This window comes from Agromyces sp. NPDC058064 (assembly GCF_042885275.1).
Classification (GTDB): domain Bacteria; phylum Actinomycetota; class Actinomycetes; order Actinomycetales; family Microbacteriaceae; genus Agromyces.
This window is the reverse complement of record NZ_JBHVSE010000001.1, coordinates 1,085,162-1,110,609: the sequence shown is the minus strand read 5'-3', so window position 1 is coordinate 1,110,609 and position 25,448 is coordinate 1,085,162. Positions and strand designations below refer to the sequence as shown.

Annotated in this window: 22 protein-coding genes; 10 read left to right on the top strand and 12 right to left on the bottom strand. The window is 72.3% G+C overall.

Annotated elements, in window-relative coordinates; all coding sequences use genetic code 11:
- Positions 1 to 65: 65 nt before the first annotated feature.
- Entirely contained in the window at positions 66 to 710 is a 645-nt protein-coding gene (locus ACFVSL_RS05135; protein WP_386939059.1) for a histidine phosphatase family protein, read from the bottom strand.
- Positions 711 to 850: 140 nt separating this feature from the next.
- Between ACFVSL_RS05135 and ACFVSL_RS05130 the strand changes: the two genes are divergently transcribed.
- Positions 851 to 1,900 (top strand): biotin/lipoate A/B protein ligase family protein, encoded by a 1,050-nt coding sequence (locus ACFVSL_RS05130; RefSeq protein ID WP_386939057.1) that lies wholly within the window; start codon positions 851 to 853, stop codon positions 1,898 to 1,900.
- Between the two features lie 67 nt (positions 1,901 to 1,967).
- Complete coding sequence (locus ACFVSL_RS05125) at positions 1,968 to 2,291, top strand: hypothetical protein (RefSeq protein WP_386939055.1); 324 nt, start codon at positions 1,968 to 1,970, stop codon at positions 2,289 to 2,291.
- A gap of 18 nt (positions 2,292 to 2,309) precedes the next feature.
- Here the strand turns inward: ACFVSL_RS05125 and ACFVSL_RS05120 are convergent, their stop codons facing one another.
- Complete coding sequence (locus ACFVSL_RS05120; protein ID WP_386939054.1) at positions 2,310 to 2,915, bottom strand: TetR/AcrR family transcriptional regulator; 606 nt, start codon at positions 2,913 to 2,915, stop codon at positions 2,310 to 2,312.
- Between the two features lie 112 nt (positions 2,916 to 3,027).
- On the opposite strand from ACFVSL_RS05120, the gene ACFVSL_RS05115 reads away from it, so the two are divergent.
- The 3 genes from ACFVSL_RS05115 to ACFVSL_RS05105 all read left to right on the top strand — a co-directional run bounded on the left by ACFVSL_RS05115 (position 3,028) and on the right by ACFVSL_RS05105 (position 7,580).
- Positions 3,028 to 4,470, top strand: coding sequence for an APC family permease (locus ACFVSL_RS05115; RefSeq protein ID WP_386939052.1), 1,443 nt, complete (start codon positions 3,028 to 3,030; stop codon positions 4,468 to 4,470).
- A gap of 278 nt (positions 4,471 to 4,748) precedes the next feature.
- Positions 4,749 to 6,482, top strand: coding sequence for an amidohydrolase (locus ACFVSL_RS05110; RefSeq protein WP_386939050.1), 1,734 nt, complete (start codon positions 4,749 to 4,751; stop codon positions 6,480 to 6,482).
- 144 nt (positions 6,483 to 6,626) lie between these two features.
- Positions 6,627 to 7,580: a DNA-methyltransferase gene (locus tag ACFVSL_RS05105; protein WP_386939048.1), complete on the top strand. Its 954-nt coding sequence runs from the start codon at positions 6,627 to 6,629 to the stop codon at positions 7,578 to 7,580.
- Here the strand turns inward: ACFVSL_RS05105 and ACFVSL_RS05100 are convergent, their stop codons facing one another.
- The 5 genes from ACFVSL_RS05100 to ACFVSL_RS05080 form a co-directional block, all read right to left on the bottom strand.
- Entirely contained in the window at positions 7,581 to 8,606 is a 1,026-nt protein-coding gene (locus ACFVSL_RS05100) for a LacI family DNA-binding transcriptional regulator (protein ID WP_386939047.1), read from the bottom strand. It abuts the gene before it with no gap.
- A 21-nt stretch (positions 8,607 to 8,627) separates the two neighbouring features.
- On the bottom strand, positions 8,628 to 10,085 hold the full coding sequence (locus ACFVSL_RS05095; RefSeq protein ID WP_386939045.1) for a GH1 family beta-glucosidase: 1,458 nt from the start codon (positions 10,083 to 10,085) through the stop codon (positions 8,628 to 8,630).
- A gap of 26 nt (positions 10,086 to 10,111) precedes the next feature.
- Positions 10,112 to 11,023 carry a carbohydrate ABC transporter permease gene (locus ACFVSL_RS05090; protein ID WP_386939043.1) on the bottom strand — a complete coding sequence of 304 codons (912 nt, stop codon included), beginning with the start codon at positions 11,021 to 11,023 and terminating at the stop codon, positions 10,112 to 10,114.
- Positions 11,020 to 12,195, bottom strand: coding sequence for a carbohydrate ABC transporter permease (locus tag ACFVSL_RS05085; protein ID WP_386939042.1), 1,176 nt, complete (start codon positions 12,193 to 12,195; stop codon positions 11,020 to 11,022). Before ACFVSL_RS05085 ends, ACFVSL_RS05090 begins: the two co-directional genes overlap by 4 nt.
- A 75-nt stretch (positions 12,196 to 12,270) precedes the next feature.
- Positions 12,271 to 13,590 (bottom strand): extracellular solute-binding protein, encoded by a 1,320-nt coding sequence (locus ACFVSL_RS05080; protein ID WP_386939040.1) that lies wholly within the window; start codon positions 13,588 to 13,590, stop codon positions 12,271 to 12,273.
- 254 nt (positions 13,591 to 13,844) lie between these two features.
- Between ACFVSL_RS05080 and ACFVSL_RS05075 the strand changes: the two genes are divergently transcribed.
- Both ACFVSL_RS05075 and ACFVSL_RS05070 read left to right on the top strand, forming a co-directional pair.
- Positions 13,845 to 14,654: a M15 family metallopeptidase gene (locus ACFVSL_RS05075; protein WP_386939039.1), complete on the top strand. Its 810-nt coding sequence runs from the start codon at positions 13,845 to 13,847 to the stop codon at positions 14,652 to 14,654.
- Positions 14,655 to 14,659: 5 nt separating this feature from the next.
- A complete protein-coding gene (locus tag ACFVSL_RS05070) occupies positions 14,660 to 16,036 on the top strand; it encodes an MFS transporter (RefSeq protein WP_386939038.1) in 1,377 nt (458 codons plus the stop codon).
- Here the strand turns inward: ACFVSL_RS05070 and ACFVSL_RS05065 are convergent.
- Complete coding sequence (locus ACFVSL_RS05065) at positions 16,005 to 17,018, bottom strand: DUF1648 domain-containing protein (protein ID WP_386939036.1); 1,014 nt, start codon at positions 17,016 to 17,018, stop codon at positions 16,005 to 16,007. The genes ACFVSL_RS05070 and ACFVSL_RS05065 overlap by 32 nt on opposite strands.
- Entirely contained in the window at positions 17,015 to 17,365 is a 351-nt protein-coding gene (locus ACFVSL_RS05060) for a GntR family transcriptional regulator (protein ID WP_386939034.1), read from the bottom strand. Before ACFVSL_RS05060 ends, ACFVSL_RS05065 begins: the two co-directional genes overlap by 4 nt.
- Before the next feature lie 230 nt (positions 17,366 to 17,595).
- Between ACFVSL_RS05060 and ACFVSL_RS05055 the strand changes: the two genes are divergently transcribed.
- Positions 17,596 to 19,044: an amidase domain-containing protein gene (locus ACFVSL_RS05055; RefSeq protein ID WP_386939032.1), complete on the top strand. Its 1,449-nt coding sequence runs from the start codon at positions 17,596 to 17,598 to the stop codon at positions 19,042 to 19,044.
- Between the two features lie 133 nt (positions 19,045 to 19,177).
- Here ACFVSL_RS05055 and pgm read toward each other — a convergent pair whose 3' ends face one another.
- Both pgm and ACFVSL_RS05045 read right to left on the bottom strand, forming a co-directional pair.
- Entirely contained in the window at positions 19,178 to 20,806 is a 1,629-nt protein-coding gene (gene pgm, locus ACFVSL_RS05050; protein WP_386939030.1) for a phosphoglucomutase (alpha-D-glucose-1,6-bisphosphate-dependent), read from the bottom strand.
- A 56-nt stretch (positions 20,807 to 20,862) separates the two neighbouring features.
- Positions 20,863 to 22,152, bottom strand: coding sequence for a DUF445 domain-containing protein (locus ACFVSL_RS05045; RefSeq protein ID WP_386939028.1), 1,290 nt, complete (start codon positions 22,150 to 22,152; stop codon positions 20,863 to 20,865).
- Between the two features lie 48 nt (positions 22,153 to 22,200).
- Between ACFVSL_RS05045 and pheA the strand changes: the two genes are divergently transcribed.
- Together pheA and ACFVSL_RS05035 are read left to right on the top strand one after the other, a co-directional pair.
- Positions 22,201 to 23,163, top strand: a complete 963-nt coding sequence (gene pheA / locus ACFVSL_RS05040) for a prephenate dehydratase (RefSeq protein ID WP_157425398.1) — start codon at positions 22,201 to 22,203, stop codon at positions 23,161 to 23,163.
- A gap of 31 nt (positions 23,164 to 23,194) precedes the next feature.
- Positions 23,195 to 24,100: a hypothetical protein gene (locus ACFVSL_RS05035; RefSeq protein WP_386939026.1), complete on the top strand. Its 906-nt coding sequence runs from the start codon at positions 23,195 to 23,197 to the stop codon at positions 24,098 to 24,100.
- A 15-nt stretch (positions 24,101 to 24,115) separates the two neighbouring features.
- On the opposite strand, the gene ACFVSL_RS05030 is transcribed toward ACFVSL_RS05035, so the two are convergent.
- Positions 24,116 to 25,342, bottom strand: coding sequence for an ROK family protein (locus tag ACFVSL_RS05030; protein ID WP_386939025.1), 1,227 nt, complete (start codon positions 25,340 to 25,342; stop codon positions 24,116 to 24,118).
- Positions 25,343 to 25,448 lie beyond the last annotated feature (106 nt).

Sequence of the window (25,448 nt, the reverse complement as noted above, 5' to 3'; positions counted from 1 at the left end):
GCCCGGTCGCGCGCGCCCGGTTCCGGTCGGGCAAGCCCGGCCCGGTCGGGCGGTGATGGCGGCGGCTAGACGCCCGCGTGCCACGGCGGCACGTCGTAGCCGAGCAGGCGGATGCGCGGGTGGTGCGCCGCTCGCGACTCGCTCGCCCACGGGTAGACGATGGTGGTGACGTTGCAGTTGCCGAGCACCGGCAACAGGTCGCGGTAGCCGTCGGGGTCCATGCCGGCCAGCTCGCAGAAGAGCAGGCGGATGAGCGTCGCGTGGGCCACCACGAGCACCCGGCCGTCGGGGAACTCGCGCACGAGCTCGTCGAACACCGGGATGGCCCGGGCGATGCCCGCCCGGCCGCTCTCGCCGCCGGGGAACGGCGAGCTCGCGGGCGCCTCGCAGAACGCCGCCCACGCCTCGGGGTAGCGCTCGGCGATCTCGTCGGGCGTGAGCCCCTCCGCGTCGCCGAAGTCGATCTCGACGAGCCGCGGCTCGCTGCGCACCGGCAGCCCGGTCGTCTCGGCGGAGGGCGCCGCCGACCGCTGGGCGCGGCTGAGCGGCGAGGCCACGATCGCGTCGAGCTGCGCGCCGACCGCCCAGGCGCCGAGCGCCGCGGCCTGGCCGAGGCCGTGCCTCGTGAGCGCCACGTCGGAGTTGCCCGCGTAGCGGTGCTCGGCGTGCCAGACGGTCTCGCCGTGGCGTGCCAGGAAGAACGTCGTCATGCCGCCAGCGTACGCGGGGGTCGACGAACGGGAACGAGTCGCAGGATGAATCGGAGGAAACGCCGTGAACCGTCGGTGCCGATCGCCGATGATCCTGCGACCCGCCCCGCGTCCACCGCGTGATCCGTAGGCTGTACCGCATGCACGGTGAATACAAGGTGCCCGGCGGCAAGCTCGTGATCGTCGACTTCGACGTCGAGGGCGGTGCGCTCTGGAACGTCCGCGTCGCGGGCGACTTCTTCCTCGAGCCCGACGAGGCCCTCGACGACATCAACGCGGCGCTCGAGGGGCTCCCCGCGGCATCCGATGCGAAGCAGATCGCGGCGGCGATCACCGCCGGCCTCCGCGGCGACGCCGTGATGCTCGGCTTCTCGGCCGAGGCGGTCGCGGTCGCCGTGCGGCGCGCCCTCACCGAGGCGACGAGCTGGGCCGACTACGAGTGGGAGATCGTGCACGACGACGCCGTGCCGCCGCGCACGCACCTCGCGCTCGACGAGGTGCTCGCCTCGCGCGTGGGGGAGGGGCGTCGCAAGCCCACCCTGCGCTTCTGGGAGTGGGACGAGTCGGCGGTCGTCATCGGCTCATTCCAGTCGGTGAAGAACGAGGTCGACCCCGAGGGCGCCGAGAAGTACGGCTTCGAGGTCGTGCGGCGCATCTCGGGCGGCGGCGCCATGATGATGGAGCGCGGCAACGTCGTCACCTACTCGCTCTACGTGCCCGCCGAGCTCGTGCAGGGCATGAGCTTCGCCGATTCCTACGCGTTCCTCGACGACTGGGTGCTCCAGGGCCTTCGCGCGCTCGGCATCGAGGCGACCTACCAGCCGCTCAACGACATCGCGAGCCCGCTCGGCAAGATCGGCGGTGCGGCCCAGAAGCGGCTCGGCTCGGGCGGGGTGCTGCACCACGTCACCATGGCGTACGACCTCGACAACGAGAAGATGCTCGAGGTGCTGCGCATCGGCCGCGAGAAGATCAGCGACAAGGGCATCGCCTCGGCGGCGAAGCGGGTCGACCCGCTGCGCTCGCAGACCGGGCTCAGCCGAGCGGCGATCATCGAGAGCCTGAAGCAGACCTTCGCCTCGCTCACCGGCGCGACGGCCGGCACCGTGTCCGCCGACGAGCTCGCCGAGGCCGAGGCGCTCGTCGAGACGAAGTTCGCCACCCGCGAGTGGCTCTACCGGGTGCCCTGAACCTCGCTGTCCACAGCGCGGCGACCCCCGCGAGGAAGTCTCAGGGTCGCCCCGCTAGACTCGCCGGGTGGATTGGTGGATCTGGCTCCTGTGCGCGCTGCTCGCCGTCGTCGTGCTCGGCGTCGCGGTCAAGCGCGGTTGGATCGACCTCTCCGACAAGACGAAGAAGGGCCGCCCGAGCGGCAGCGCCGTCATGATGATCGGCGACGAGGTCTTCGCGCCGCGCAAGTACGAGGCCCAGGTCGAGCTCGACCGGCAGAAGCGGCTTCCGACGCCGGCGCCGACGCCCGACGGCGACAAGGGCATCGCCTTCGCCGACGAGCAGGACGACACGGGGGCGCCCGCCGCGCGCGCCGAGCGGTTCAAGGGCTCGATCCGGCTCGACGTCTGACGACTCGAGGTCTGACGCCTACGCGACCGAGGTCGGGCAACCGAGCTCGGCTGCCACTGCACGCATCGCCGCCGACGCCGTCGCGACCGTCATGAGCGCGTTGCCGCCGACGATGTGCAGGCCGTAGGCGTCTTCGAGGGCGACGAACGTCATCGCGAGCTGCTCGTCGTCGAGCCGCGGCGTGAAGAGCCCGGCGGCCCGGCCCGCGGCGAGGATGCGGCGGTACGTCTCGAGCTGGCGCAGGTAGAGCTTCTGCACGAGCTCGTCGTGGAGCTCGGAGTTGCCGCTGAGCACGTCGAACTCGTAGAGCAGGCTCATGAGCGCGTCGTCGGGGCCGCTCGGGAGACCGCCCTCGATCGCTGCGGCGAGCTGCTCGCGCGGGTCGTCGAGGGTCGCGACCGTGGCGTCGCGCTGGTCGCAGAAGCGCTCGACGCCGGCCGAGTGCGCCTCGACGAGCAACGCGTCGAGGTCTTCGTAGTAGTAGAGGATCGCGCCCCGGGTGAGCCCGGCCTGCGCCGCGACGTCGGTCAGCGACAGTGAACGGAGGCCGTGCATGCGCCCGGCGGCATACGTCGCCTCGATGAGCGATTCGCGTCGCGCGCGCTGGTCGCGGGGTCGGGCCATGCCTTGACACTAACCGATCGCCCTGTCATGCTCGGTGCGTTCTTTGACACTTGAGTCAAATTATTCGTCCCCACGACGCACCACTCGGATCCCCCGACGAAGAGAGACCGACATGTCCACCCCTCCCTCCCTCGACACCGCCGCGACGACGACGCACGGCGGGCAGCTTTCGCGCTCGCTCGGCGTGGGCGGCAACGTGCTCATCACGCTCTCGGGCATCTCGCCCGCGTCGAGCGTCTTCATCCTCGGCGGCGCCGCGCTCGCGACGTACGGCACCGGCGTCTTCTGGGGCTTCGCCCTGGCCGGCCTCATCAGCCTGCTCGTCGCCCTCTGCTACGCCGAGCTCGGCTCGCGGCATCCCATCGCGGGCGGCGACTACTCGCTCGTGAGCCGCGTGCTCGGCCCGGCCTCGGGCGCCGCCGTGTTCTTCATCAACCTCGTCACGCTGCCGCTCATCGTGGCGATATTCGCGCTCGGCGTCGCCGATTACCTCGGCGTCGCCATCGCGGGGCTCGACCCGCTGTGGACGGCGCTCATCGTCATCGTGCTCGCGACCGTGACCGCGTGCTTCAACATCCGGACGAACGCGTGGGTCACGGGCGCCTTCCTCTTCGTCGAGATGGCCGCGCTCGTGCTCCTCGCCGTGCTCGGGCTCATCCACGTCGAACGACCGGTGACGGCGCTGTTCGACCCGCAGGTGCTCGACCCTGCGAGCGGCGGCCTCGCCCCGCTCGGCATCGCGGGCCTCGTGCTCGCGATCACGCAGGGCATCTTCTCGTACAACGGCTACGGCGGCGCGATCTACTTCGCCGAGGAGACCCGCAACGCCCGCCGCACGATCGCCCGTGCGGTGCTCTGGAGCGCCCTCATCACGGTGCTCGCCGAGCTCATCCCGCTCACCGCGATCCTGCTCGGGGCCGACTCGCTCGAGGGCCTCTTCGGTGCGTCGCTGCCGGTCGAGACCTTCCTCGCCGAGCGCGCCGGCGACGCCGTCACGATCGTCGTGCTCGTCGCGATCGCGCTCGCGATCGTGAACGCCATCATCGCGATCGCGCTGCAGTCGGGGCGCCTGCTCTTCGCCGCCGCACGCGACCAGGCGATGCCGGCCCGGCTCGCGCGGCCGCTGGCCACGGTCTCGCCGTCGACGAAGATGCCGGTCGTCGCGACGGTGGTCATGGGGGCGCTCGCGCTCGCCGCCTGCTTCGTGCCGTTCGACGTACTGCTCAACGCCACGGGCTCGACGCTCGCCTTCAGCTACGGCTTCATCGCGCTCGCCGCCCTCGTCGTGCGGCGCCAGACGAACCGCGAGACCGCGGCGGGCGCCTCGACCTCGGCGTACTTCCGCATGCCGTTCTGGCCGCTCGCGCCGTTCGTCGCCCTCGCCGCGATCGCGACGATCTTCGTCATCGGCATCCTCGACCCGGCGCAGTGGCTGAGCCTCGGGATCGCGGCGGGCATCATCGCCGCCGGGTTCGCCTACTACGCCCTCTACCTGCGCACGCATCCCGGTGCCGTGCACCTGCCCGACGCCGACGAGGACGACGACCTCGCCTGACGCACCCGTCGCCGCACCCGACTCGCGCGACCGGCCCCACCCCGGTCGCGCGAGCTCGGCGCGATCGGAGCCTCGGCCCATGGAACGCGACCACACGACCACACGACCACACGACCACGCGGTGAGCGACCACATGACCACATGACCACACGGTCCGTCGAAGGAACCCCACGGGTCTGCCGCCGGACGCCGCCGCACCGCCCGCTGCAGGACATGCCGCTGCTCGACCGCCCCACCGCGACTCCACCGCACGACCGCCCCACCGGAAAGCCAGAACCATGACCCTTGACCTCCTCATCACCGGCGCCCGCGTGCGCACCTTCGACCCGGCGCAGCCGTGGGCCGAGTCGATCGGCGTCTCGGGCGACCGCATCGCCTACGTCGGCGACGCAGTGGATGCCCCGGCGGCGCGCCGCACGATCGAGGCGAACGGGCGGCTCGTGACCCCCGGGGTGATCGACAGCCACAACCACCTGCTGCTCGGGTTCGACGAGGACGCGGTCTCGCTCGAGGGCGCCCACACCCTCGACGAGGTGCGCCGGCGCATCGCCGACTTCGCCGCCGCACGCCCCGAGCTCCCGTGGATCTGCGCCGAGAACGCCGTCTACGCGATCGTCGAGAACCGCCGACCGAACGCGCGCGACCTCGCCGGCCTCGACCCGCATGGGCGGCCGATCTTCGTGACGACCTACGACCAGCACTCGGTCTGGCTCGACCGCCGTGCCCTCGACGTGCTCGGCATCTCGGAGGGCGGCGAGATCGCCTGGGGTCGCGCCGAGCGCGACGCCGACGGCGCGGCGACCGGATGGGTCACCGACTTCTACACGAGCGCGATGACGGTGGCGGGGCTCGCGGCGCTGCAGCGGGACATCCCGATGTACTCGCCCGAACGCCGCTACCGCAAGCTGCAGGCGAGCATGCGGATGGCGACCGCCCTCGGCATCACGACCGTGGTCGAGCCGCAGGTGCCGCTCGCCGAGCTGCCGCTCTTCGAGCGCGCGCTCGCCGAGGGCGTGCTGAGCTCGCGGGTGATCGCCGCGCTCTTCCACCCGGTCGGGGCGGACGGCGAGTTCCGGCGCACCCTGCGCGACACGATCGCGAACGCCGCCGAGCATGCGGATGCCGCGGGGCTGCTGCGGCTCGGGCCCATCAAGCTCTACTCCGACGACGTGATCGAGCCGCACACCGCGCTCATGCTCGACGACTACGCGAACCGGCCCGGGCGGCGCGGCCGCCCGAGCTATGCGGGCAACGGCGGGCGCGAGCTCGTCGACGTGGTCACGGAGCTCGACCGGCTCGGCCTCCAGACGCACACGCACGCGACGGGCGACGCGGGCATCCGCCTCGCGCTCGATGCGATCGAGCACGCGCAGGGGGCGAACGGCACGGTCGACCGTCGCCACGGCGTCGTGCACGTCGAGTGCCTGCACCCCGACGACCTGCCGCGCTTCGCCGAGCTCGGGGTGACGGCGGCGATGCAGCCTCGGCACTGCTCGCCCGACCTCGTCGCCGGCACGTGGATGGAGAACGTCGGCGAGGAGCGCTGGAGCCGGGCCTGGCGGTTCCGGAGCCTGCTCGACTCGGGCGCGACTGTCGCCTTCTCGAGCGACTGGCAGGTTGGCGAGATGGACCCGCTCGTCGGCGTCTTCTCGGCCGCGACCCGGTCGGCGCTCGACGGCACCGACGCGTGGACGGCGGGGGAGCGCGTCGGACTCGACCGCTCGCTCGAGGCCTACACGGTGCACGGCGCGCGCGCCTGGCACCTCGAGGGCTCGCGCGGCCGACTGGCGCCCGGCATGGACGCCGACCTCGTCGTCTGGTCGGGCGATCTCTACGCCCACGAGCACGACCCCGCGGGTCTGCTCGGTGAGCACGCCGAGGTCACGATGGTCGGCGGGCGCGTCGTGCACTCGCGCGGCGCGGTCTCCGAGGTCGTGGGTTCGGCCGCGGCATCCGACCCGGCCGCAGGCCGCGAGGTCGCCGACGCCCACGCGCACGAGCACGGGCACTGACGGAGCCCCGGTGGTCGAGATCGACGCACCCCCGGTGGTCGAGTAGCGACGAAGGAGCGTATCGAGACCGGGGAACGAGGTCTCGATACGCGTGCTCCGTCGTCGCTCGCTACTCGACCACCGGAGTGGGGCAGACTGGAGCGCGTGGCCCCCGACGAACCGAACCGCATCATCCATGCGGACAACCTCGCCGTCCTGCCCACGCTGCCCGAGGGCGGCTTCACGCTCATCTACCTCGACCCGCCGTTCAACACGGGGCGCGCGCAGGCGCGGCAGGCCACCCGGCACGTGCGGCAGGGCGCGAAGGCCGACTCGGCGACCGCGCCCGAGGCGGCGAGCACCGGCGACACGAGCACCGCGAACACCATCACCGGCTTCGCCGGGAGGCAGTACGAGCGCATCCGCGGCGACCTGCTGCGGTACGACGACCGGTTCGACGACTACTGGGCGTTCCTCGAGCCGCGTCTCGTCGAGGCGTGGCGCCTGCTCGCCGACGACGGCACCCTCTACCTGCACCTCGACTACCGCGAGGCGCACTACGCCAAGGTGCTGCTCGACGCGCTGTTCGGGCGCGAGTGCTTCCTCAACGAGCTGATCTGGGCGTACGACTACGGTGCGAAGTCGAAGCGCCGCTGGCCGACGAAGCACGACACGATCCTCGTGTACGTGAAGAACCCCGACGCGTACTGGTTCGACTCGACCGCGGTCGACCGCGAGCCGTACATGGCCCCGGGGCTCGTGACGCCCGAGAAGGCCGAGCTCGGCAAGCTGCCCACCGACGTGTGGTGGCACACGATCGTCTCGCCGACCGGCAAGGAGAAGACCGGCTACCCGACGCAGAAGCCCGAGGGCATCCTGCGGCGCATCGTGCAGGCCTCGACCCGCGAGGGCGACTGGGTGCTCGACTTCTTCGCCGGATCCGGCACGACCGGCGCCGTCGCCGCGACGCTCGGGCGCCGCTTCGTGCTGGTCGACGAGCACCCCGACGCGATCGCGGTCATGCAGGCGCGCTTCGCCGAGGTCGCGGGCGTCGAGTTCTCGTCGGGGCCCGCGGGGCCGTCGGGGTCCGCTGGGCCTGCGGGGGCTGCCGGCGCCTAGCTACGCCGACTCGCGCACGACGAGCTCGGTCGGCAGGATCGTCGCGTGCGGCACCTCGGCCTCGCCCGTGATCAGCCGCAGCAGCACGTCGGCCATCGCCGCGCCCGCCGCCTCTGAGGGCTGCGCGACGGTCGTGAGCGGCACCGGCCCGGAGAGCGCGGCCGGGCTGTCGTCGAAGCCGACCACGGCGACGTCGTCGGGCACCCGCAGGCCTCGCTCGCGCAGCTCGCCGATGACGCCGGTCGCCATCAGGTCGCTCGCGACGAACAGCGCGTCGAGCCCGTCGTCGCCGACGCGGTCGAGCAGTCGGCGTGCGGCGAGCGTCGCCCCGGCCGCCGTGAAGTCGGCCGTCTCGAACAGCTCGTCGGAGAGCCCGGCGCCGCGCACGGCGTCGAGGTAGCCGTCGAGGCGGTCGATGCCGGCCGGCATGTCGACCGGCCCCGTGATCGAGCCGATGCGACGGTGGCCCCGCTCGATGAGGTACCGGGTGCCCGCCGCGGCCGCGGCGCGGTTGTCGACGTCGACGAAGTAGTCGTCCTGTCCGGCGTCGAGCGCGGGCCGGCCGCCGAAGACGAGCGGGACGGCCGGGCGGGTGTCGGCGAGGATCGCGTCGCCCACGTGGTGCGAGATGACGATCGCGCCGTCGACCACGCCCGAGTTCAGGTACCGCAGGGTCTTCTGGTGCGGGTCGGTCGAGGCGACCAGCAGGTTCAGCACGAACTCGCTGTCGTCGACCCGGCTCGTGATGCCCTTCACGATCGTCGCGAAATAGGGGTCGCTGAAGAACCACGTCACGTCTTCGGGCACCACGAGCGCGATCGCGTTCGACGAGCGGCGCGCGAGCGAGCGCGCCGCGCGGTTCGGCACGTAGCGCAGCTCGGCGACCGCGGCGTTCACGGCCTCGACGATGTCGGGGCTGACCTTCGGCGAGCCGTTGACCACGCGACTCACCGTCGCGCGCGACACCCCGGCCACGCGGGCCACCATCTCGAGGGTCGGGGGCGACCCCGCGGCATCCTTCGCCATGTCGTCAGTCTAGGTCTGCGTTCAGAGCGCGCGTTCGCGAATGATCCGCGCGTACTCGCGTCCGCTGAGCTTCACCGTGCGCACCTGGGTGTCGTAGTCGACGTGCACGATGCCGAAGCGCTTGTCGTAGCCCCACGCCCACTCGAAGTTGTCGAGCAGCGACCAGTAGAAGAACCCCCGCACGTCGACCCCGGCGTCCGCGGCGTCGAGCGTCGCGGCGAGGTGCAGGCGCAGGAACTCGGCGCGGTCGGCGTCGTCGATGCGGATGCCTCCGGTGCCCTCGTCGACCGTGACGGCGTCGCCGTAGGCGGCACCGTTCTCGGTGACGGCGAGCACGACCCCGGCCGACTCCGCGTAGTCGTCCCAGATGCGCTGCAGCAGCCGGGTGAGCCCCTCGGGCTGCACCTCCCAGTTCTGCGCCGTGCGCGGCAGCCCGCGCTCGACCGAGTGGAGGCCGACGGGTGCGGGGTAGGGGCTGCGCGTCGGGCGCGCGTTGGCGGGCGCGCCCGAGACCGGCGGCGTCGCGGGCGGCTCCGCCGAGACGAGGTCGCCGTGGTAGTAGTTCACGCCGAGCGTGTCGATCGGCGTCGAGATGACGTCGAGGTCGCCGTCGTGCACGGCCGCCTCGAAGCGCTCGACCGCGGCGGCGTCGACGGCCCTGATGTCCTCGACGACGTCGGCCGGGTACGAGCCCCGGAAGACCGGGTCGAGGAACCAGCGGTTGAACTGCCCGTCGAGGCGCCGTGCGGCGTCGACGTCGGCGGGGTCCTGCGGGTCGGCCGGGTCGGCGACGGTGTGGTTCAGGGTGAGCCCGAGGTCGAGCGAGGCGTCGCGCGCCCGCAGCTCGCGCACGACCTGGCCGTGGCCGAGCAGCAGGTGGTGCGAGGCGAGCAGGCCCTCGGCGACGCTCTGGTGGCCCGGCGCGTGCTCGCCGCCCGTGTACGAGAGGAACGACGCGCACCACGGCTCGTTGAGCGTCGTCCAGGTGGTGACCCGGTCGCCGAGCGCGTCGTGCAGCGAGAGCGCGTACTCGGTGAAGCGGTCGCTCGTCTCGCGGGCGGTCCAGCCGCCGAGCTCCTCGAGCGCCTGCGGCAGGTCCCAGTGGTAGAGCGTCAGCCACGGCTTGATGCCGGCGCCGAGCAGTTCGTCGACGAGGCGCGAGTAGAAGTCGACGCCTGCGGGGTTCACCGCGCCGCCGTCGGGGCGCACCCGCGCCCACGAGGTCGAGAAGCGGTAGGTCTGGAGCCCGAGCTCGCGCATCAGGGCGACGTCCTGCGGCATCCGGTGGTAGTGGTCGCAGGCGACGTCGCCGTTGTCGGCGCCGTGCACCGCACCCGGGACCCGGGTGAAGGCATCCCAGATGGAGGCCCGGCGGCCGTCCTCGAAGGCGGCGCCCTCGATCTGGTACGCGGCCGTGGCCGCGCCGAACAGGAACCCGTCGGGGAAGCGGCGGCCCGTGGCATCCGTCGTGGCGGTCATCTGGCGTTCCTCTCGAAGTTCGACGGTCATCCCTTCACTGCTCCTGCCATGATTCCCGAGATCAGCTGCTTTCCGGCGATGACGAACAGAATCAGCAGCGGAAGCGTGGCGAGCACGGCGCCCGCGAGCACCACCGAGTAGTCGACGTAGCGGGCCGACTGCAGCTGGCTGAGCGCGACCTGGAGGGTCGGGTTCTGCGGTGCCACGAGCAGCGGCCACAGGTAGTCCGTCCACGCGGTCATGAAGGTGAAGAGGCCGAGGATGGCCATCGCGGGACGCGCGGCCGGCACCCCGACGTGCCAGAAGGTGCTGATCATCGACGCGCCGTCGACGCGTGCCGCCTCGATGAGCTCGTCGGGGATGACGTCGACGAGGTACTGGCGCATGAAGAAGACGCCGAAGGCGGTGACGAGGGTCGGCACGATCACCGCGCCGAGCGTGCCCGTCCAGCCGAACTGCTTCATGAGCATGAACAGCGGGATGATGCCGAGCTGGGTCGGCACCGCGAGCGTCGCGATCACGAAGACCATGAGCCCCTCGCGGCCGCGGAAGCGGAGCTTCGCGAAGGCGTAGCCCGCGAGCGTCGAGAAGATGACGACCGACGCGGTGATGACGGTCGCGACGATGATCGAGTTGCCGAGCGCGAGCCAGAACGGCACGGTGTCGAACACCTCGCCGACGTTCTGCCAGAACTGCCCGCCCGGCAGCAGCGGCGGCCAGGTGCTCGCGAGCGCCGAGTTGTCGCTCGAGCCGATGACGAACGACCAGTAGAGGGGGTACGCGCCGGCGACGAAGAACACGCCGAGCAGGGTGTAGGTGAGCCAGCCGGGGCGGCGCTCGATGCCGTGGCCGCCGCGGCGTCCGCGCGCACCGGCGCGGTCGCGCCCGGCTGCGCGGTTTCCGGCTCCGCTCGTGACGATGGCCTTGGTGGCGGTCATGCGCGTTCCTCCGGTGTGGGTGCGGATGCCTCGGTGCGCGCCTCGGCGTCGGCGTCGGGCGGGCTCGTGGCCGGCGCCTCGGCGGGCGTGCCGGCTGCGAGCCGGCTCGCCGCATGGGCGTCGAGCCTGCGGCGGGTGCGGCGCTTCGAGGTGCGCGCCTCGACGCCCGCGATGCGCCGCGAGAGCCAGAAGTTGATGAGGCCGATGGCGACCACGATGATGAACAGCATCCAGGCGACCGCGGCGGCCTTGCCGAAGTCCTGCCGGTTGAAGGCGAGGTCCCAGAGGTAGAGCACGGTCGTCTGGTACTGCCGTTGCGGCCCGCCGGGGATCGAGCTCGTCGCGTTGAAGAGCTTGGGCTCGGTGAAGATCTGCAGGCCGCCGATCGTCGCCGTGATGATGACGAAGATGATGGTCGGGCGGATGCTCGGGATGGTCACCGAGAAGAAGCGCCGCACGGCGCCGGCGCCGTCGATCGCGGCCGCCTCGTGCACGTCGCGGGGCACTGCCTGCATCGCCGCGAGGAGGATGAGCGCGTTGTAGCCGGTCCACCGCCAGTTGACCATCGTCGCGATCGCGAGGTGGCTCGGCAGGGTCTCGGTCTTCCACATCACGGGGTCGGCGCCGAAGGTCGTGAGCAGGTTGTTGATGAGGCCGTACTTCTCACCGAAGATGTTGCTGAAGATGAGGGTCACCGCGACCGGCGTCACGACGTACGGGAGGATCACGGAGAGACGCCAGAAGGTCTTGGCGCGGATGTTCTGGTCGAGCACCGCCGCGATCACGATGGCGGCGATGAGCTGCGGCACCGCCGAGAGCAGGAAGATGCTGAAGGTGTTGAACAGCGAGTTCCAGAAGAGGGGCGACTGGAGCTCATCGGTGAAGTTCTGGAGGCCGACCCACTCGCCGGGGCCCGTGAGCAGGTTCCAGTCGTTGAGCGAGACGACGAAGGTGTAGACGAGCGGGAACAGGCCGATGAGCCCGAACAGCACGAAGAAGGGCGCGACGTAGAGGTAGGGGGAGTACTTCACGTCCCAGCGGTTCAGGCGCTGGCGGGGGGTGAGGTCGCCGCGTGCCGCGGTGCGGCCCGTGCTGCGGCCGGCCTTGTTCGGGCGGCGGCCCGCGGGCTCGGTCGAGGCCGCCTCCGCCGGCGGCGTGATGGTCGAAGTCATTCGGGGTTCCTCTCGTGAGACGGGCCCTTCGGAGCTGATCGCTCCGAAGGGCCCGCGATCACCGGATTCGGTCGACTACTGCTCGACGAGCTCGTCGAGGAGGTCGAGCGCGTGCTGCCACGCGGTCGGGCCGTCGGCCTTGCCCGAGTCGAGCTCCTGGATGGACGGTCCGAAGACCTGCTCCTGGATCACCGAGTCGTCCGGGCCCTTGTACTGGGCGACGACGCCCACGGCGCGCGAGCCGAGGATCTCGCCGATCGGCGCGTCGTTGAAGAACGCGGTCAGTTCGCTCTCACCGGTGACGCCCGAGTCGGTCTGCGCCTCGAGGTTCGAGGGGAAGGCGCCTGCGGCCTGGAAGGACGCGACCTGCGACTGCGCGTTGGTGAGGAACTCGGCGAGCTCCGCGGCCTCCTTCGGGTGCTTCGAGGTCGTGGGGACGGTCAGGAACGCACCGCCCCAGTTGGCTGCGCCGCCGGGGAAGACGTCGGCGAAGTCCCAGCCGGTCGTGGCGTCGCCGCCGCCGGCCTCGACCTGGCCCTTGACCACGCCGAGCATCCAGCCCGGGCAGACGAAGGTCGCGAAGGAGCCGTCGGTGAAGGCCTTGCCCCCGCCCCAGTCCCACTGGGTCTGCGCCGACGAGAGGCCGTCGGCCGCACCCCGGGCGAGGAGCGCCCAGCGCGCCTCGAGCTCCGTGTTGCCCTCGACGTTCAGTTCGCCGTCGGCGGTGTAGTAGCCCTCGGGGAGCTGGTTGACCATCGAGTTCCAGACGAAGCCCGACTGGTCGTAGAACGCCTTGCCGGTCTTGTCGTGGTAGGCCTTGCCGACCTCGAAGAACTTCTCCCACGAGGCGTCCTCGCCGCCGAAGAGGGCGGCGACGCCCTCGCGGTCGCTCGGCAGGCCGGCGGCCTCGAACAGCGCGCCGTTGTAGCAGAGGCCCTCGGGGCCGATGTCGGTGCCGTAGCCGATGATGCGGCCGTCGGCGTCGGTGGCCTGCTTCACCTTCCAGTCGACCCACTGGTCCGAGAGGTCCTCGGCGCCGTAGTCGCGGAGGTCGGTGAACGAGTCGCTCACCTGCATGACCTTCGAGAGCCAGCCCTCTTCGACGGCCTGCACGTCGGGGAGGCCGGCGCCTGCGGCCTGCTTCGTCTGCCAGTCGGTCAGCGCGTTGCCGCCGGTGTCGATGTTGGTGGCCTTGATGGTGATGCCGGGGTGGTCGGCCTCGAACTGCTCGTAGAGGCCGTCGAGCCCCTGCGTGCCGAAGGTGGTGATGGTGAGGGTGATGTCCTCGCCGTCGGAGCCCTGGTCGCCACCGGTGGAGCAGGCGGTGGCAAGGAGGGCGATGGATGCCGCGCCGGCGAGGGCGACGACACCGCGGGTGCGTCGTGAGAGCTTCACGGTCACTCCTTTGTGTGCGTGGGTTGTGTGCGTGGGGATGTGTTTCGGTGCAAGGGTGAGAGCGCTCTCTCACGTCCACGTGAGAGCGCTCTCACGCCGTCGGGAGGCGACTCTACGAGTGATTTCGGCAGATGTCAAGAGAGCGCTCTCACGAAGCCTGGTGCGTGCACCTTCGCCGGGTCCGCACACGCCGCTGGGAAGTGGCCGGTCGTCGGGACCGGAGCGTCGGGGAGGCCCCGCGTAGACTCGTGAGAGTGTCCGATCCCGCAGGCCAGGCCCCCATCGACGAGGCGGTGCAGCGACGCCGCATGACCATCGCGCTCTCGCTGATCGCGGTGCTCGTCGCGATCGCCGTGATCGTCGTCGGCGCGGTGGTCGGAACGGGGGGCGGAAGCGGTGCGGCGGCCGGCCCCGAGGCATCCGCCGATGAGACCCCGACCCCGCGCCCGGCGCCCACGGCACCGGCGGCGCCCGCGACGGTCGACACCTTCGACAAGACCGCCCACTCGCTCGACGACCCCGCGAGCATCTGGGTCGTCGTCAACCAGGTGCGCCCGCTGAACCCGCAGGACTACGTGCCCGACGACCTCGTCGAGGTGCCCGTCGCGCACACCTGGGTGCCCGAGTTGCGCCAGGAGGCGTCCGACGCGGTCGTCGCGATGTTCGCCGCCGCGGCCGACGAGGCCGACTTCTACCTGGCCTCGAACAGCGCCTACCGCAGCTACGACACGCAGGTCGAGCTCTACGGCGACGGCAGCGACCCGACCACCGCCCCGCCCGGGCACTCGGAGCACCAGACCGGTCTCGCGATGGACATCGGCACCGAGGGCGGCTGCTCGTTCGAGTGCATGGACGACAGCGCCGAGGGCGAGTGGATCAGGGCGAACGGCTACCGCTTCGGCTTCATCCTCCGGTACCCCGCCGACAAGGTCGAGATCACCGGCTACCCGCACGAGTCGTGGCACTTCCGCTACGTCGGCGTCGAGCTCGCGACCGAGATGCACGAGCGCGGCGTGACGACCCTCGAGGAGTTCTTCGGCGTCGAGGGCGGCGCGGCGCAATGAGCCGGATGCCCCGGGCGACCCCCGTGCCGCATCGCGGCCTGTCGCTCGCGGTGCTCATCGTCAACCAGCTGCTCGCGGGCGTCGGCGTCGCGTCGGGCATCGCCGTCGCGGCGCTGCTCATCGGGGAGCTCACCGGTGCCGCCGTGCTCGGCGGGCTCGCGCAGTCGGCGAGCGTGCTCGGCGCGGCGATCACGGCGATCCCGCTCGCCCGTCTCGCGGTGCGCTCGGGCCGCCACGTCGCTCTCGCGACGGGCTACGCCCTCGGCATGACCGGCGCCGTGCTCATCGTGGTCGCGGCGATGAGCGGGTGGGTGCCGCTCGTGTTCCTCGGGCTCGCCGCGTTCGGCGCCGGCACCGCCGCCGGCCTCCAGGCCCGCTTCGCGGCGACCGAGGTCGCCGCGCCGGGCTTCGAGGCCCGCTCGATGTCGCTCGTGCTCTGGGCGACGACGATCGGCTCGGTCGCCGGGCCGCTGCTCTCCGAGACGGGCGACACGGTCGGCCAGGCGCTGGGGCTCCCGCCGCTCGTCGGCCCGTTCCTGTTCTCGGGTGCGGCGTTCGCGCTCTCCACCCTCCTGGTCGCGACGCTGCTGCGGCTGCCGAAGGCGGGACAGCTCGCCGCCGACGCCGTGCCGGCCGCGGTGCCCGCGCCGGGGGAGGGGAGTGCGCCCGAGGGCGCCCTCGCCGAGCCGATCGGCGCCGAGGTCTCCGCCTCGACGGTCGCCGAGGCATCCGACCCGGCCCCCGCGCGGTCGATCGGCGCGTGGGACGCGCTCCGCATCGCGGCGCGGACCCCGCGGGCGCTCTTCGCGATCCTCGCGATCGTCTGCTCGCACACCGTCATGGTCGGGGTCATGGTCATGACGCCGGTGCACATGATGGCGCACGGGCTCTCGCTCACGCTGATCGGCGTGGTGATCAGCATCCACATCCTCGGCATGTACGGCGCGAGCCCCCTCGTGGGGTGGCTCGCCGACCGCATCGGCTCGTCGCGCGTCATCTTCATCGGGGTCGGCGTGCTGCTCTCGGCGACGCTCGTCGGCATCCTCGCCCCGGCCGACGACATGCTGCTGGTGCCGCTCGCGCTCGGCCTGCTGGGCCTCGGCTGGTCGTGCGGGCTCATCGGCGGCTCGACGCTGCTCACGAGCGCGGTCGACCCGTCGATCCGCGTGCCCCTGCAGGGCGCCACCGATGCGGCGATGAACCTCTCGGCCGCGATCGCGGCCGCCCTCTCGGGCTTCGTGCTCGGCGTCGGGGGCTTCGCCGGCGTGAACGTCGTCGCCGTGCTGGTGCTCGTGCCGCTCGTCGTCGCGGGCATTCGGGCCGCGCGGTCGGGCGGCGCCGGTGCCGAGGTCAGCGCCGGGGCCGGCGCGCCCGTTCGCTGAGCGCCTCGAGCAGTGCTGCGGCGGTGGCCGCGTCGCGCACCGTCACGACGAAGCGCCGCCCGTTCTCGCGCACGACCTGCAGCGCCTCGCCGCTTTGCAGCACGATGCCGAAGGAGCCGTCGGGGGCGAGCCTGACGCCCCACCCGCCGAACTCGGCCGTCGGGTTGACGTCGGTCACCGACACCGTGCGCACCTGGTCGAGCGGCACCCGGAACCAGGGCGCGCCGATCGACGAGCGCACCTCGAGGCCGCGATCGTCGACGCGCACGCGGAAGACGAAGGTCGCGGCCGCCAGCACCAGCAGCAGCACGGTGGTGGCGAGCATGATCCACCAGACCGGCGAACCCACCGCCGCGAAGACGATCGTGCCGATGGCCAGGGCGGCGATGCTCGCCCCGATCGCGATCATCGCCGTGCGCGACATCGTCGTCGTGCGCACCCAGACGGCGCGCTCGTCGGGCCGCAGTTCGAGCGGGGCGACGGTCTCGTTCGCGTGCGGCCCGGCGATCGTGGTGTCGGGCTGGAGGAACCAGGCCGCGAACCCCGACAGCACGGCGAGCCCGGCCGAGACGAGCAGCGGGACGCCGATGCCGGGCGCGTCCGCCGGGTCGTCGAGCCCGCGCTGCATGGCGAGCGACCAGGTCAGCAGCACGACGATCAGCACGGTGGTGCCGAGCGAGAACGCGCCGAGCAGCCGCATCATCGGCCCCCAGCGGCCGTCGCGGGTGCCGGCGAACATGAACCCGACGAACAGCGCCGTGAGGCCCAGGCCGAGCAGTCCCGCGCCGAGCGGCGCCGTCCAGGCGGGGGCGAACGCGTCGGGGGTGCCGCCGCCGCTCCAGTGCATCGCGATGGTCGAGGGCACCTCGGGCAGCCAGGCGAGCATGAGGGCGACGCCGACGATCGTGACGAGCACGGGCGCGAGGGCGGCGACGAGCAGGAAGCGCCGGCGGGCGGCGCGGAATTCGTCTGATCGGGTCATCGGTACGTCTCCTTGACGAGGGCGGCGAGGGCGTCGGGCGAGAGGGCGAGCGCACGTGCGCGGGCGACGAGCGCCACGATGTCGTGGTGCAGCTGGGCGAGGGGCTCGACCGCATCGGTGGCCACGGCCCCGCGGCCGCGACGCATGTCGACGAGGCCCTCGTCGCGCAGCAGCTGGTAGGCGCGCAGCACGGTGTGCAGGTTGACGCCGAGCGAGGCGGCGACGTCGCGGGCCGACGGGAGACGGTCGCCCGGGCGGAGGCGGCCGGCCGCGGCATCGGCGCGGACCGATGCCGCGACCTGGGCGAAGATCGGCGTCTCGCTCGCGGGATCGACTCGGATCAGCACGTGCACTCCTTCACAACTGTTCTATAAATACTAGAACAGTTTGGTCGGGTCGTCGTCGCCGCAACGAAGAGAGAGCGTCACTCGCTTTTCAAGAGAGCGTTCTCACCGCTCTCCCAGAGTTTGAGAGGCATCCTCACAAAATGGCGTGATGAGGTGTCCTGTCCTCCGAAACGCCGACCCGAAATCCCCCATTCGTGTTCAAACGCCTCAGTAAGACTCCCCCTGCCTCCATGCCCGAACGCCGTCGCTCGACCTTCCGGTCGCCCGGCGTGATCGACGCCACCCTGCTCGCGGAGGGGGCGACGCCCGACGAGGCGACGCAGGCGTCCGCCGAGGAGGTCGAGCCCGTCGAGCCCGTCGAGCTCGCGACCGCGTCAGCGGACGCGGCCGAGGCGGCTGCGCCCCCGCGGCGGCGCAGGGGGTTCCGCCCGGCGCCCGAGACCGCTGGAGGCGCAGCCTCCGACGCGCCCGGCCCCGAGCCCGAGTCGTCCGCTCCCGCCGACGCCGACGCCGACGCCGACGCCGACGCCGACTCGAGTTCGGACTCGAACTCCGACACCGAGGCCGGCTCCGACGCCGATTCCGAGTCCGCCTCGAGCTCCGACGCCCCCGCGGAGCGGCACCACCGGCCGCGCCACCGCGCCGATCACCTGCGCAACCGTCGTCCGTCGAGCGGCGCCCGCCGTCTCGTGGCGCTGTCGTGCACCACGGCGATCCTCGGGGTGAGTGCCTTCGGCGCCGTCGCGGCATCGGCCGACCCGAAGGACTCGCCCTCGCTCTTCGCACAGGAGCAGGCCGCGGCGGAGGACGTCATCGCGGCCGGAGCCGCCGACGAGATCGTCTCGACCCCTGCAGCCGCGGACGAGGGGCCCACGATCACGAGCGGGCTCTCGACGGCGTCGGTGCCGTTCACGGGCGGCACGCAGGTCACCGTCACGGGCGAGGAGCTCGACCAGGTCGGCGCGGTCAGCGTCGCGGGCGTGCCCGCCACGATCGTCGCCGCCGACGAGAACGCCGTCACCTTCGCGGTGCCCGCGACCAGGGCCGACGCGCTCGGCGGCGTCGAGGTGCAGTTCACGGATGCCTCGGGCGCGATCGTGCCCGTCGAGGAGACCGTCTCGTCGATCGCCGCCGCCGGCGTCGAGCTGTCGTCGACGACGGTCGCCCCCACCGAGCAGCTCGACGCGCTCACGCTCACGTACACGAGCAATCCCGCGATCGACGCGCAGCTCGGTTACGTGCTCACCTATTGGAGCAACTACAACACCGGCGAGTACACCGTCCTGAGCGGTGTCGACTGCGCCAACTTCACGAGCCAGTCGCTCGTCGCCCGCGGCTGGGCGATGGACGCGGGCTGGTACTACGACCGTGCGACCGGCGCGATGTCGGCCAGCTGGTCGAGCTCGACCGCGATGCGCGACTGGCTGTACACCCGCCCCGACCTCGCGACCCCGCTCGACGACTCGCAGCGCGGCCTCGTGAAGGTCGGCGACATCGCCCAGTTCGACTGGGACGGCTCGGGCGACCGCGACCACACTGCGGTCGTCACCCGGGTCGAGCACTCGGCGAACGGCACGGCCGTCTGGGTCGGCGGCCACACGAAGGACGCCGACTACTGGAACGTCGACGAGGCACTCGCCTCGGGCGGCGGCTCGGTCACCTACTTCTCGCTGCGCTGAGCCGAGCCGCCAGCCTGCTCGTGCAGGAAAAATGCGCTGAGCCCGGCTGTCAGGCCGGGATAGCGCCCATTTTCCTGCACGAGCAGCATGGCGCGGGAGCGCAGCGCGGCAGCGCGGCTGGGCAGCGCCGCGCTCAGCCCCCGAGCGCGGCGTCGACGATGCGCTTCGCCTCGGCCTGGACAAGCCGAAGGTGCTCCTCGCCCCTGAACGACTCGGCATAGATCTTGTAGACGTCCTCGGTGCCGCTCGGTCGCGCCGCGAACCACGCGTCGGCGGTCTCGACCTTCACCCCGCCGATCGCGGCGTCGTTGCCGGGCGCCTTCGAGAGCTTCGCCGTGATCGGGGCGCCCGCGAGCTCGGTCGCCGTGATGGCGTCGCCGTCGAGCTTGCCGAGGGCGGCCTTCTGCGCGGCGTTCGCCGGGGCATCCACCCGCTCGTAGGCGGGGTCGCCGAACCGGTCGACGAGCTCCGCGTAGAGCTCCGACGGCGACTTCCCGGTGACCGCGCGGATCTCGGCGGCGAGCAGGCACAGCAGGATGCCGTCCTTGTCGGTGGTCCACACGGTGCCGTCGAATCGGAGGAACGACGCGCCCGCGCTCTCCTCGCCGCCGAAGCCGACGGAGCCGTCGACGAGGCCGGGCACGAACCACTTGAAGCCCACGGGCACCTCCCAGAGGCGACGGCCGAGGGCGGCGGCGACCCGGTCGATCATCGACGACGAGACGAGCGTCTTGCCGATCGCGGCGTCGGGCCGCCAGCCGTCGCGGTGCGCGAACAGGTACTCGATCGCGACGGCGAGGTAGTGGTTCGGGTTCATGAGCCCGCCGTCGGGGGTGACGATGCCGTGCCGGTCGGCGTCGGCGTCGTTGCCGGTGAGCAGGTCGTACGACCCGGCCTGCGCGACGACCGAGGCCATCGCGTTGCGGCTCGACGGGTCCATGCGGATCTTGCCGTCCCAGTCGAGCGTCATGAACGACCAGCGCGGATCGACCCGCTCGTTGACCACGGTGAGGTCGAGGCCGTAGCGGTCGCGGATCGCGCCCCAGTACGAGACGGAGGCCCCGCCCAGCGGGTCGGCGCCGATGCGGATGCCCGAGCGCCGGATCGCCTCGAAGTCGATCGCGTTCGCGAGGTCGTCGACGTAGGCGCCGCGGAAGTCGTAGGTCTCGACACCGCTCGGCTCGGCCTGGTTCACCTCGCGCAGCCCGCCCGCGATGAGCTCGTTCGCGCGCGCGGCGATCCACGAGGTCGCGTCGCTGTCGGCCGGTCCGCCGTGCGGCGGGTTGTACTTGAAGCCGCCGTCCTGCGGGGGGTTGTGCGACGGCGTGATCACGATGCCGTCGGCCTCGCCCTCGGCGCGCTTGGCGGGGTCGTTGTTCCACGTCAGGATCGCGTGCGAGAGCGCCGGAGTCGGCACGTAGTCGTCGAACTCGTCGGCGAGCACGCGCACCCGGTTGCCGACGAGCACGTCGAGCGCGGTCGTCTGCGCGGGCGCGCTCAGCGCGTGCGTGTCGGCGCCGATGAAGAGCGGGCCGGTGATCCCCTGCGCGGCGCGGTACTCGACGATGGCCTGCGTCGTCGCGAGGATGTGGTCCTCGTTGAAGCTCGTCGTGAGCGACGAGCCGCGATGCCCCGAGGTGCCGAACACGACCCGTTGCTCGGGCACCGACGCGTCGGGCTTCAGCTCGTAGTACGCCCTGATGAGGGCCTCGACGTCGATGAGGTCGGACTCGATGGCCGGGGTTCCCGCTCGCTCATGCATGCGAACCAGTCTGGCACCGCGCCTCGCGCGCCGACAGGTGCGTTACGGGGCCCCGGTCACCCCGCGAGGGCGTGCAGCGCCGTCGCGATCGAGTAGATCGCGAGGCCGGCGAGGGCGCCCACGACCGTGCCGTTGATGCGGATGAACTGCAGGTCGCGCCCGACCTGGAGCTCCAGCTTCTCGGTGGTCTCCCGCGGGTCCCACCGCTCGACCGTCTCCGTGATGACGCCGGCGATCTCGTGCCGGTAGTTCCGCACGACGTAGGCGGCGGCATCCGTCAGCCAGGCGTCGACCTTTGCGGCGAGCGCCTCGTCGCTCGAGAGCCGCGTGCCGACCTCGACGACCGCGTCGCGCAGCGCGGTGCGGAGCTCGCTCGCGGGGTCGGCGAGCCCCTCCTCGAGCGTCGACTTCACCGCGCCCCACGTCTCGCCAGCGAACTCGCGCACGCGAGGGCTCGCGAGCAGCTCGGCCTTCAGCCGCTCGACGCGGGCGATCATGTCGGGGTCGTGCTGGAGGTCGTCGGCGAGCTCGGCGAGGTACCGGTCGATCGCGACCCTGAGCGGGTGGGCGTGGTCGGCGCGCACCGCCCGCACGAAGGCGAGCACCTCGCGGTGGGCGCGGTCGTCGACGAGGCGGTCGACGAAGCCCGGCATCCACCGCGGAAGCCGCTCCGACACCATGCGCCCGAACGCCTCGGGGTGCGCGGCCAGCCACGACTCGGCCTTCTCGAGCGCGGCGTCGACGGCGGCGCGCTGCTGGTCGGCGGCGACGAGGCTCGAGCCGAGCCGGCCGATCGCCGGCCCCCACTCGGGCTCGAAGAGGTGGCGTCGGGCGAGTCGCTCGATGACGTCCTCGACGTCGTCGTCGCCGAGCAGGGTGAGGATGCCACGGGCGGCGACCGCGGCCTCGGCGGTGACCCGCTCGGCGTTGGCGGGCTCGGCGAGCCATCCGCCGACCCGACGCGAGATGCCGATCGAGCGCAGCTTGCCGAGCACGACCTCGTCGGAGAGGAACTCGTGCTCGACGAACGCCCCGAGGCTCGCCCCGATCTCGTCCTTGCGTCTGGGGATGATCGCCGTGTGGGGGATCGGGATGCCGAGCGGGTGCCGGAAGAGCGCGGTCACCGCGAACCAGTCGGCGATCGCGCCGACCATCGCCCCCTCGGCGGCGGCGCGCACGTAGCCGAGCCAGGCGACGTCGTCCTGCAGGGCGAAGGAGACGGCGAAGACCGCGGCGGCCACGACGAGCAGGCTCGTGGCGACCCGCTTCATGCGCCGCAGGGCGGCCAGCCGCTCCGCGTCGCCCGGCAGGGGCGGCGCGGTGCTCGTCGTCACCGCGGGGTCCACCCCCGCAGTATTTCAGGCGCCTCCCGCGGCGCTCGTTAGGCTTGGCGCATGACCACGGATGCCACGCCGACACCCCCCGACGAGACGTACTCGTACCTCGGGCCGGCCGGCACCTTCACCGAGGCGGCCCTGAAGCAGGTGCCCGAGGCCGCGGGCAAGCACTGGCGCTCGGTGAACAACGTGGGCGAGGCCCTCGCCGACGTGGTGAGCGGCCGGTCGACGGCGGCGATGATCGCGATCGAGAACTCCATCGACGGCGGCGTGAGCGCGACTCAAGACGCGCTCGCGACCGTGCCCGGCCTCCGCATCGTCGGCGAGTACCTCGTGCCGGTGAACTTCGTGCTCGTCGCGCGGCACGGCACGACCCTCGCCGAGGTGAAGGTCGTCAACGCGCACCCCGTCGCCTACGCGCAGTCGCGGGGCTGGCTCGAACGCGAACTGCCCGACCACGGGCACATCCCGGCGACGAGCAACGTCGCCGCCGCGGCATCCCTCTTCGAGGACTCGCAGGCCGACGCGGCGGTCGCGCCGCCCGGAATCACCGAGCACCTCGACGTCGAGGTGCTCGCGCGCGACCTCGGCGACAACCCCAATGCGGTGACCCGCTTCGTGCTCGTCAGCCGATCGAGGGTGCTGCCCGAACCGACCGGGGCCGACAAGACGAGCCTCATCGTCGAGCTGCCCGACGACGAGCCGGGCGCCCTGCTCGCGATGCTCGAGCAGTTCTCGACCCGGGGCGTGAACCTCTCGCTCATCCAGTCGCGGCCGATCGGCGACGCCCTCGGGCGGTACCGCTTCGTCGTCGACCTCGACGGCCACGCGGCCGACGAACGCGTCGCCGATGCACTGCTCGGCCTGCGGCGCACGAGCCCGAAGGTGATCTTCCTCGGCTCGTACCCGCGCGCCGACGAGCAGGAGGTCGCCTACCACTCGAAGTACGATGACGAGATCTTCATCGAGGCCCGCGACTGGCTGCGAGGCATCTTGAGCGGCGAACCCGACGGCGCCTGAGGGCGACGAGTCGCGAGCGAGGAGGTCGACGATGACCGACGGCGAACCCGGCATGGACCCGAGATACGACCCGCGGTTCCAGCGCGGGTACGACGCCTCGCGAGACGGGGATGCCACGCTCCCGGCGGTCGCCCCGAGCGCGGCCGCGTCCGGGGCGGGTGCCGAGCTCCGGCCCGACGTCGAGCGCGAGGCGCCCGCCGTCCAGACGGCACCGGGGCGCCCGCGCTCCGACGCGCACGACCCGGTCGTGGAGGCGGAGCCGCGGGCGCCTCGCGAGCTGCGGGTCGAGCCTGAGCACCCGACGCGGCCGTCCGATCGGGCGGACGCGGGGCCCGATCCCGAGCCGGGGCCCGATCGCAGCGAGGCCGCCGCCCTCGTGCGGAGCTGGCTGATCGCCGGGTGGGCCGTGACCGCCGGCGCGACGGCGATCGGCGCGTGGCTGCTGTGGAGCGTGAACTCGGACTACAGCTACTACAGCGGCATCGCCGATCCCTCGTCCGAGGGCCTGCGGATCCTCGGCTGGACGCTCGCGCCGGCCCTCGTGCTCGCGGGCATGGTCGGCGCGGTCGTCGTGACCGCCGTGGCGGCGGATCGCCACGACGAGCCGCCTCCCGCCGACGCCGACGCCGGCCCGACCCGATTCCGGCGCCCGGTCGCGTGGTGGGCGCTGCCCGCGATCGCCGTCGTCGCCGTCGTGTCGATCGCCTGGGCGGTCGGGCTCGCCGTCGAGGGCAACGCCGCCGGCTCGGGCATCACGTTCACCCCCAGCGGCAACGCGACCGAGGGCCAGGAGGCACGCCTGAACACCATGGCGCTCGGGCAGGTCGCCCAGATGCTGATCGGGCCGATCGCCTCGGCCGCGGTCGCCGCGCTCGTCGCGGTCGCGGTGCTCGAGGTGCGGCGGGCGGGGCGCCCGGGGCGAACCGGCCGCGGCTGAGGAGCGGCGGTCGGGTCAGCGCGTCGCGCGGCGCGGCTCGGCTGCACGCTCGGCCCGGCCGAGACCGCCGTCGAGGGCCGATTCCCAAGCCGAGTGGAGCGCGGCGGTGATGGCGCCCCGCACGACCGTGTTCTCGGTGAACGGCGAGAGCCGCACGTCGATCGGGGACGCGCCGCCGACGTCGAGGCGCCGTTGGAGCGCGGCCGTCAGCACCTCGCCGCCGCGCGCGATGCCGCCGGTGACGTACATGCGATGCAGGTCGAGGGCGAGCAGGATCGGCGCGAGCGCACGCGCCGCGACGTCGGCGAGGAGGTCGACGATCTCGATCGCGGCGCGTTCTCCGTCGTTCGCCCGTTCGAACACCTGCGCCGTCGCCGCCTCGGCGCCGAGCACCGAGGCGAGGCGGGTGAACGGATCGCGCGCGGCGACGAGGCGGGCGACCTCGTCGATCCGCTCGGCCCCCACGACCGCCTCCAGCGCGGCCGGTTCGCCGCTCCACGGGTCGATCACCCGCAGCGCTCCGATCTCGCCCGCAGCGCCGAGCGGCCCGCGGTACAGGCGCCCGTCGAGCACGAGGCCGGCGCCGAGCCGCTCGCCCCACTGCACGGTGAGGAACGATGGCGGGCAGTCGTCGAGCTGCGACATCGCGAGCGCCGCGAGGTTGGCGTCGTTGTCGAGCTCGGCCGTGCAGGTGAAGCCGCGACCGAGCTCGCGCGTCAGGTCGAGGTCGGTCCAGGCGTCGATGCCGCGGATGACGCGCACTCGGCCCTCGGCGTGATCGATCATGCCGACGCTCGCGATCGAGAGCGCCGCCACCGCCGGGCGAGTCAGCCCGGCGTCGCCCAGCGCGCGATCGATGGTCGCGCTCGCGAGGCGCAGCAGGTCCCGTCCGTCGTGCAGCTCGTGCTGGGCGTCGGCCGAGGCGAGGACGGTGCCCGAGGCATCCGCCACCTCGGTGACGACCCGGTGGAGCCCGATGTCGACGCCGACGACGTGGAAGCGCCCCGGCGTGACAGTGAAGCGGGCGGCGGGCCGGCCGAGCGACCCGGCGGGATCATGGCGGCGCAGCCAGCCGTCGGACTCCAGCTCCTCCATGATGGTCGCCACCGTCGAGCGCGTCAGGCCGGTGCGCTCGGCGATCTCGACGATGCGCTGAGGCGCTGAACCGGCGCGCAGCTCATCGAGCACGCGAGCCGTGTTGTAGCGCTTCAGTCGTGCGGTGCCGACGATCGGGTCGTTCATGCTGGCTCCGTTCCGGGATTACTTTAGCCGAGACTTTACGTTAAGACCTTGCGTAATTGGCGACGCTCTGGTTGGGTCGGTCGGGACGGCGCGGATCGCGCCCGCA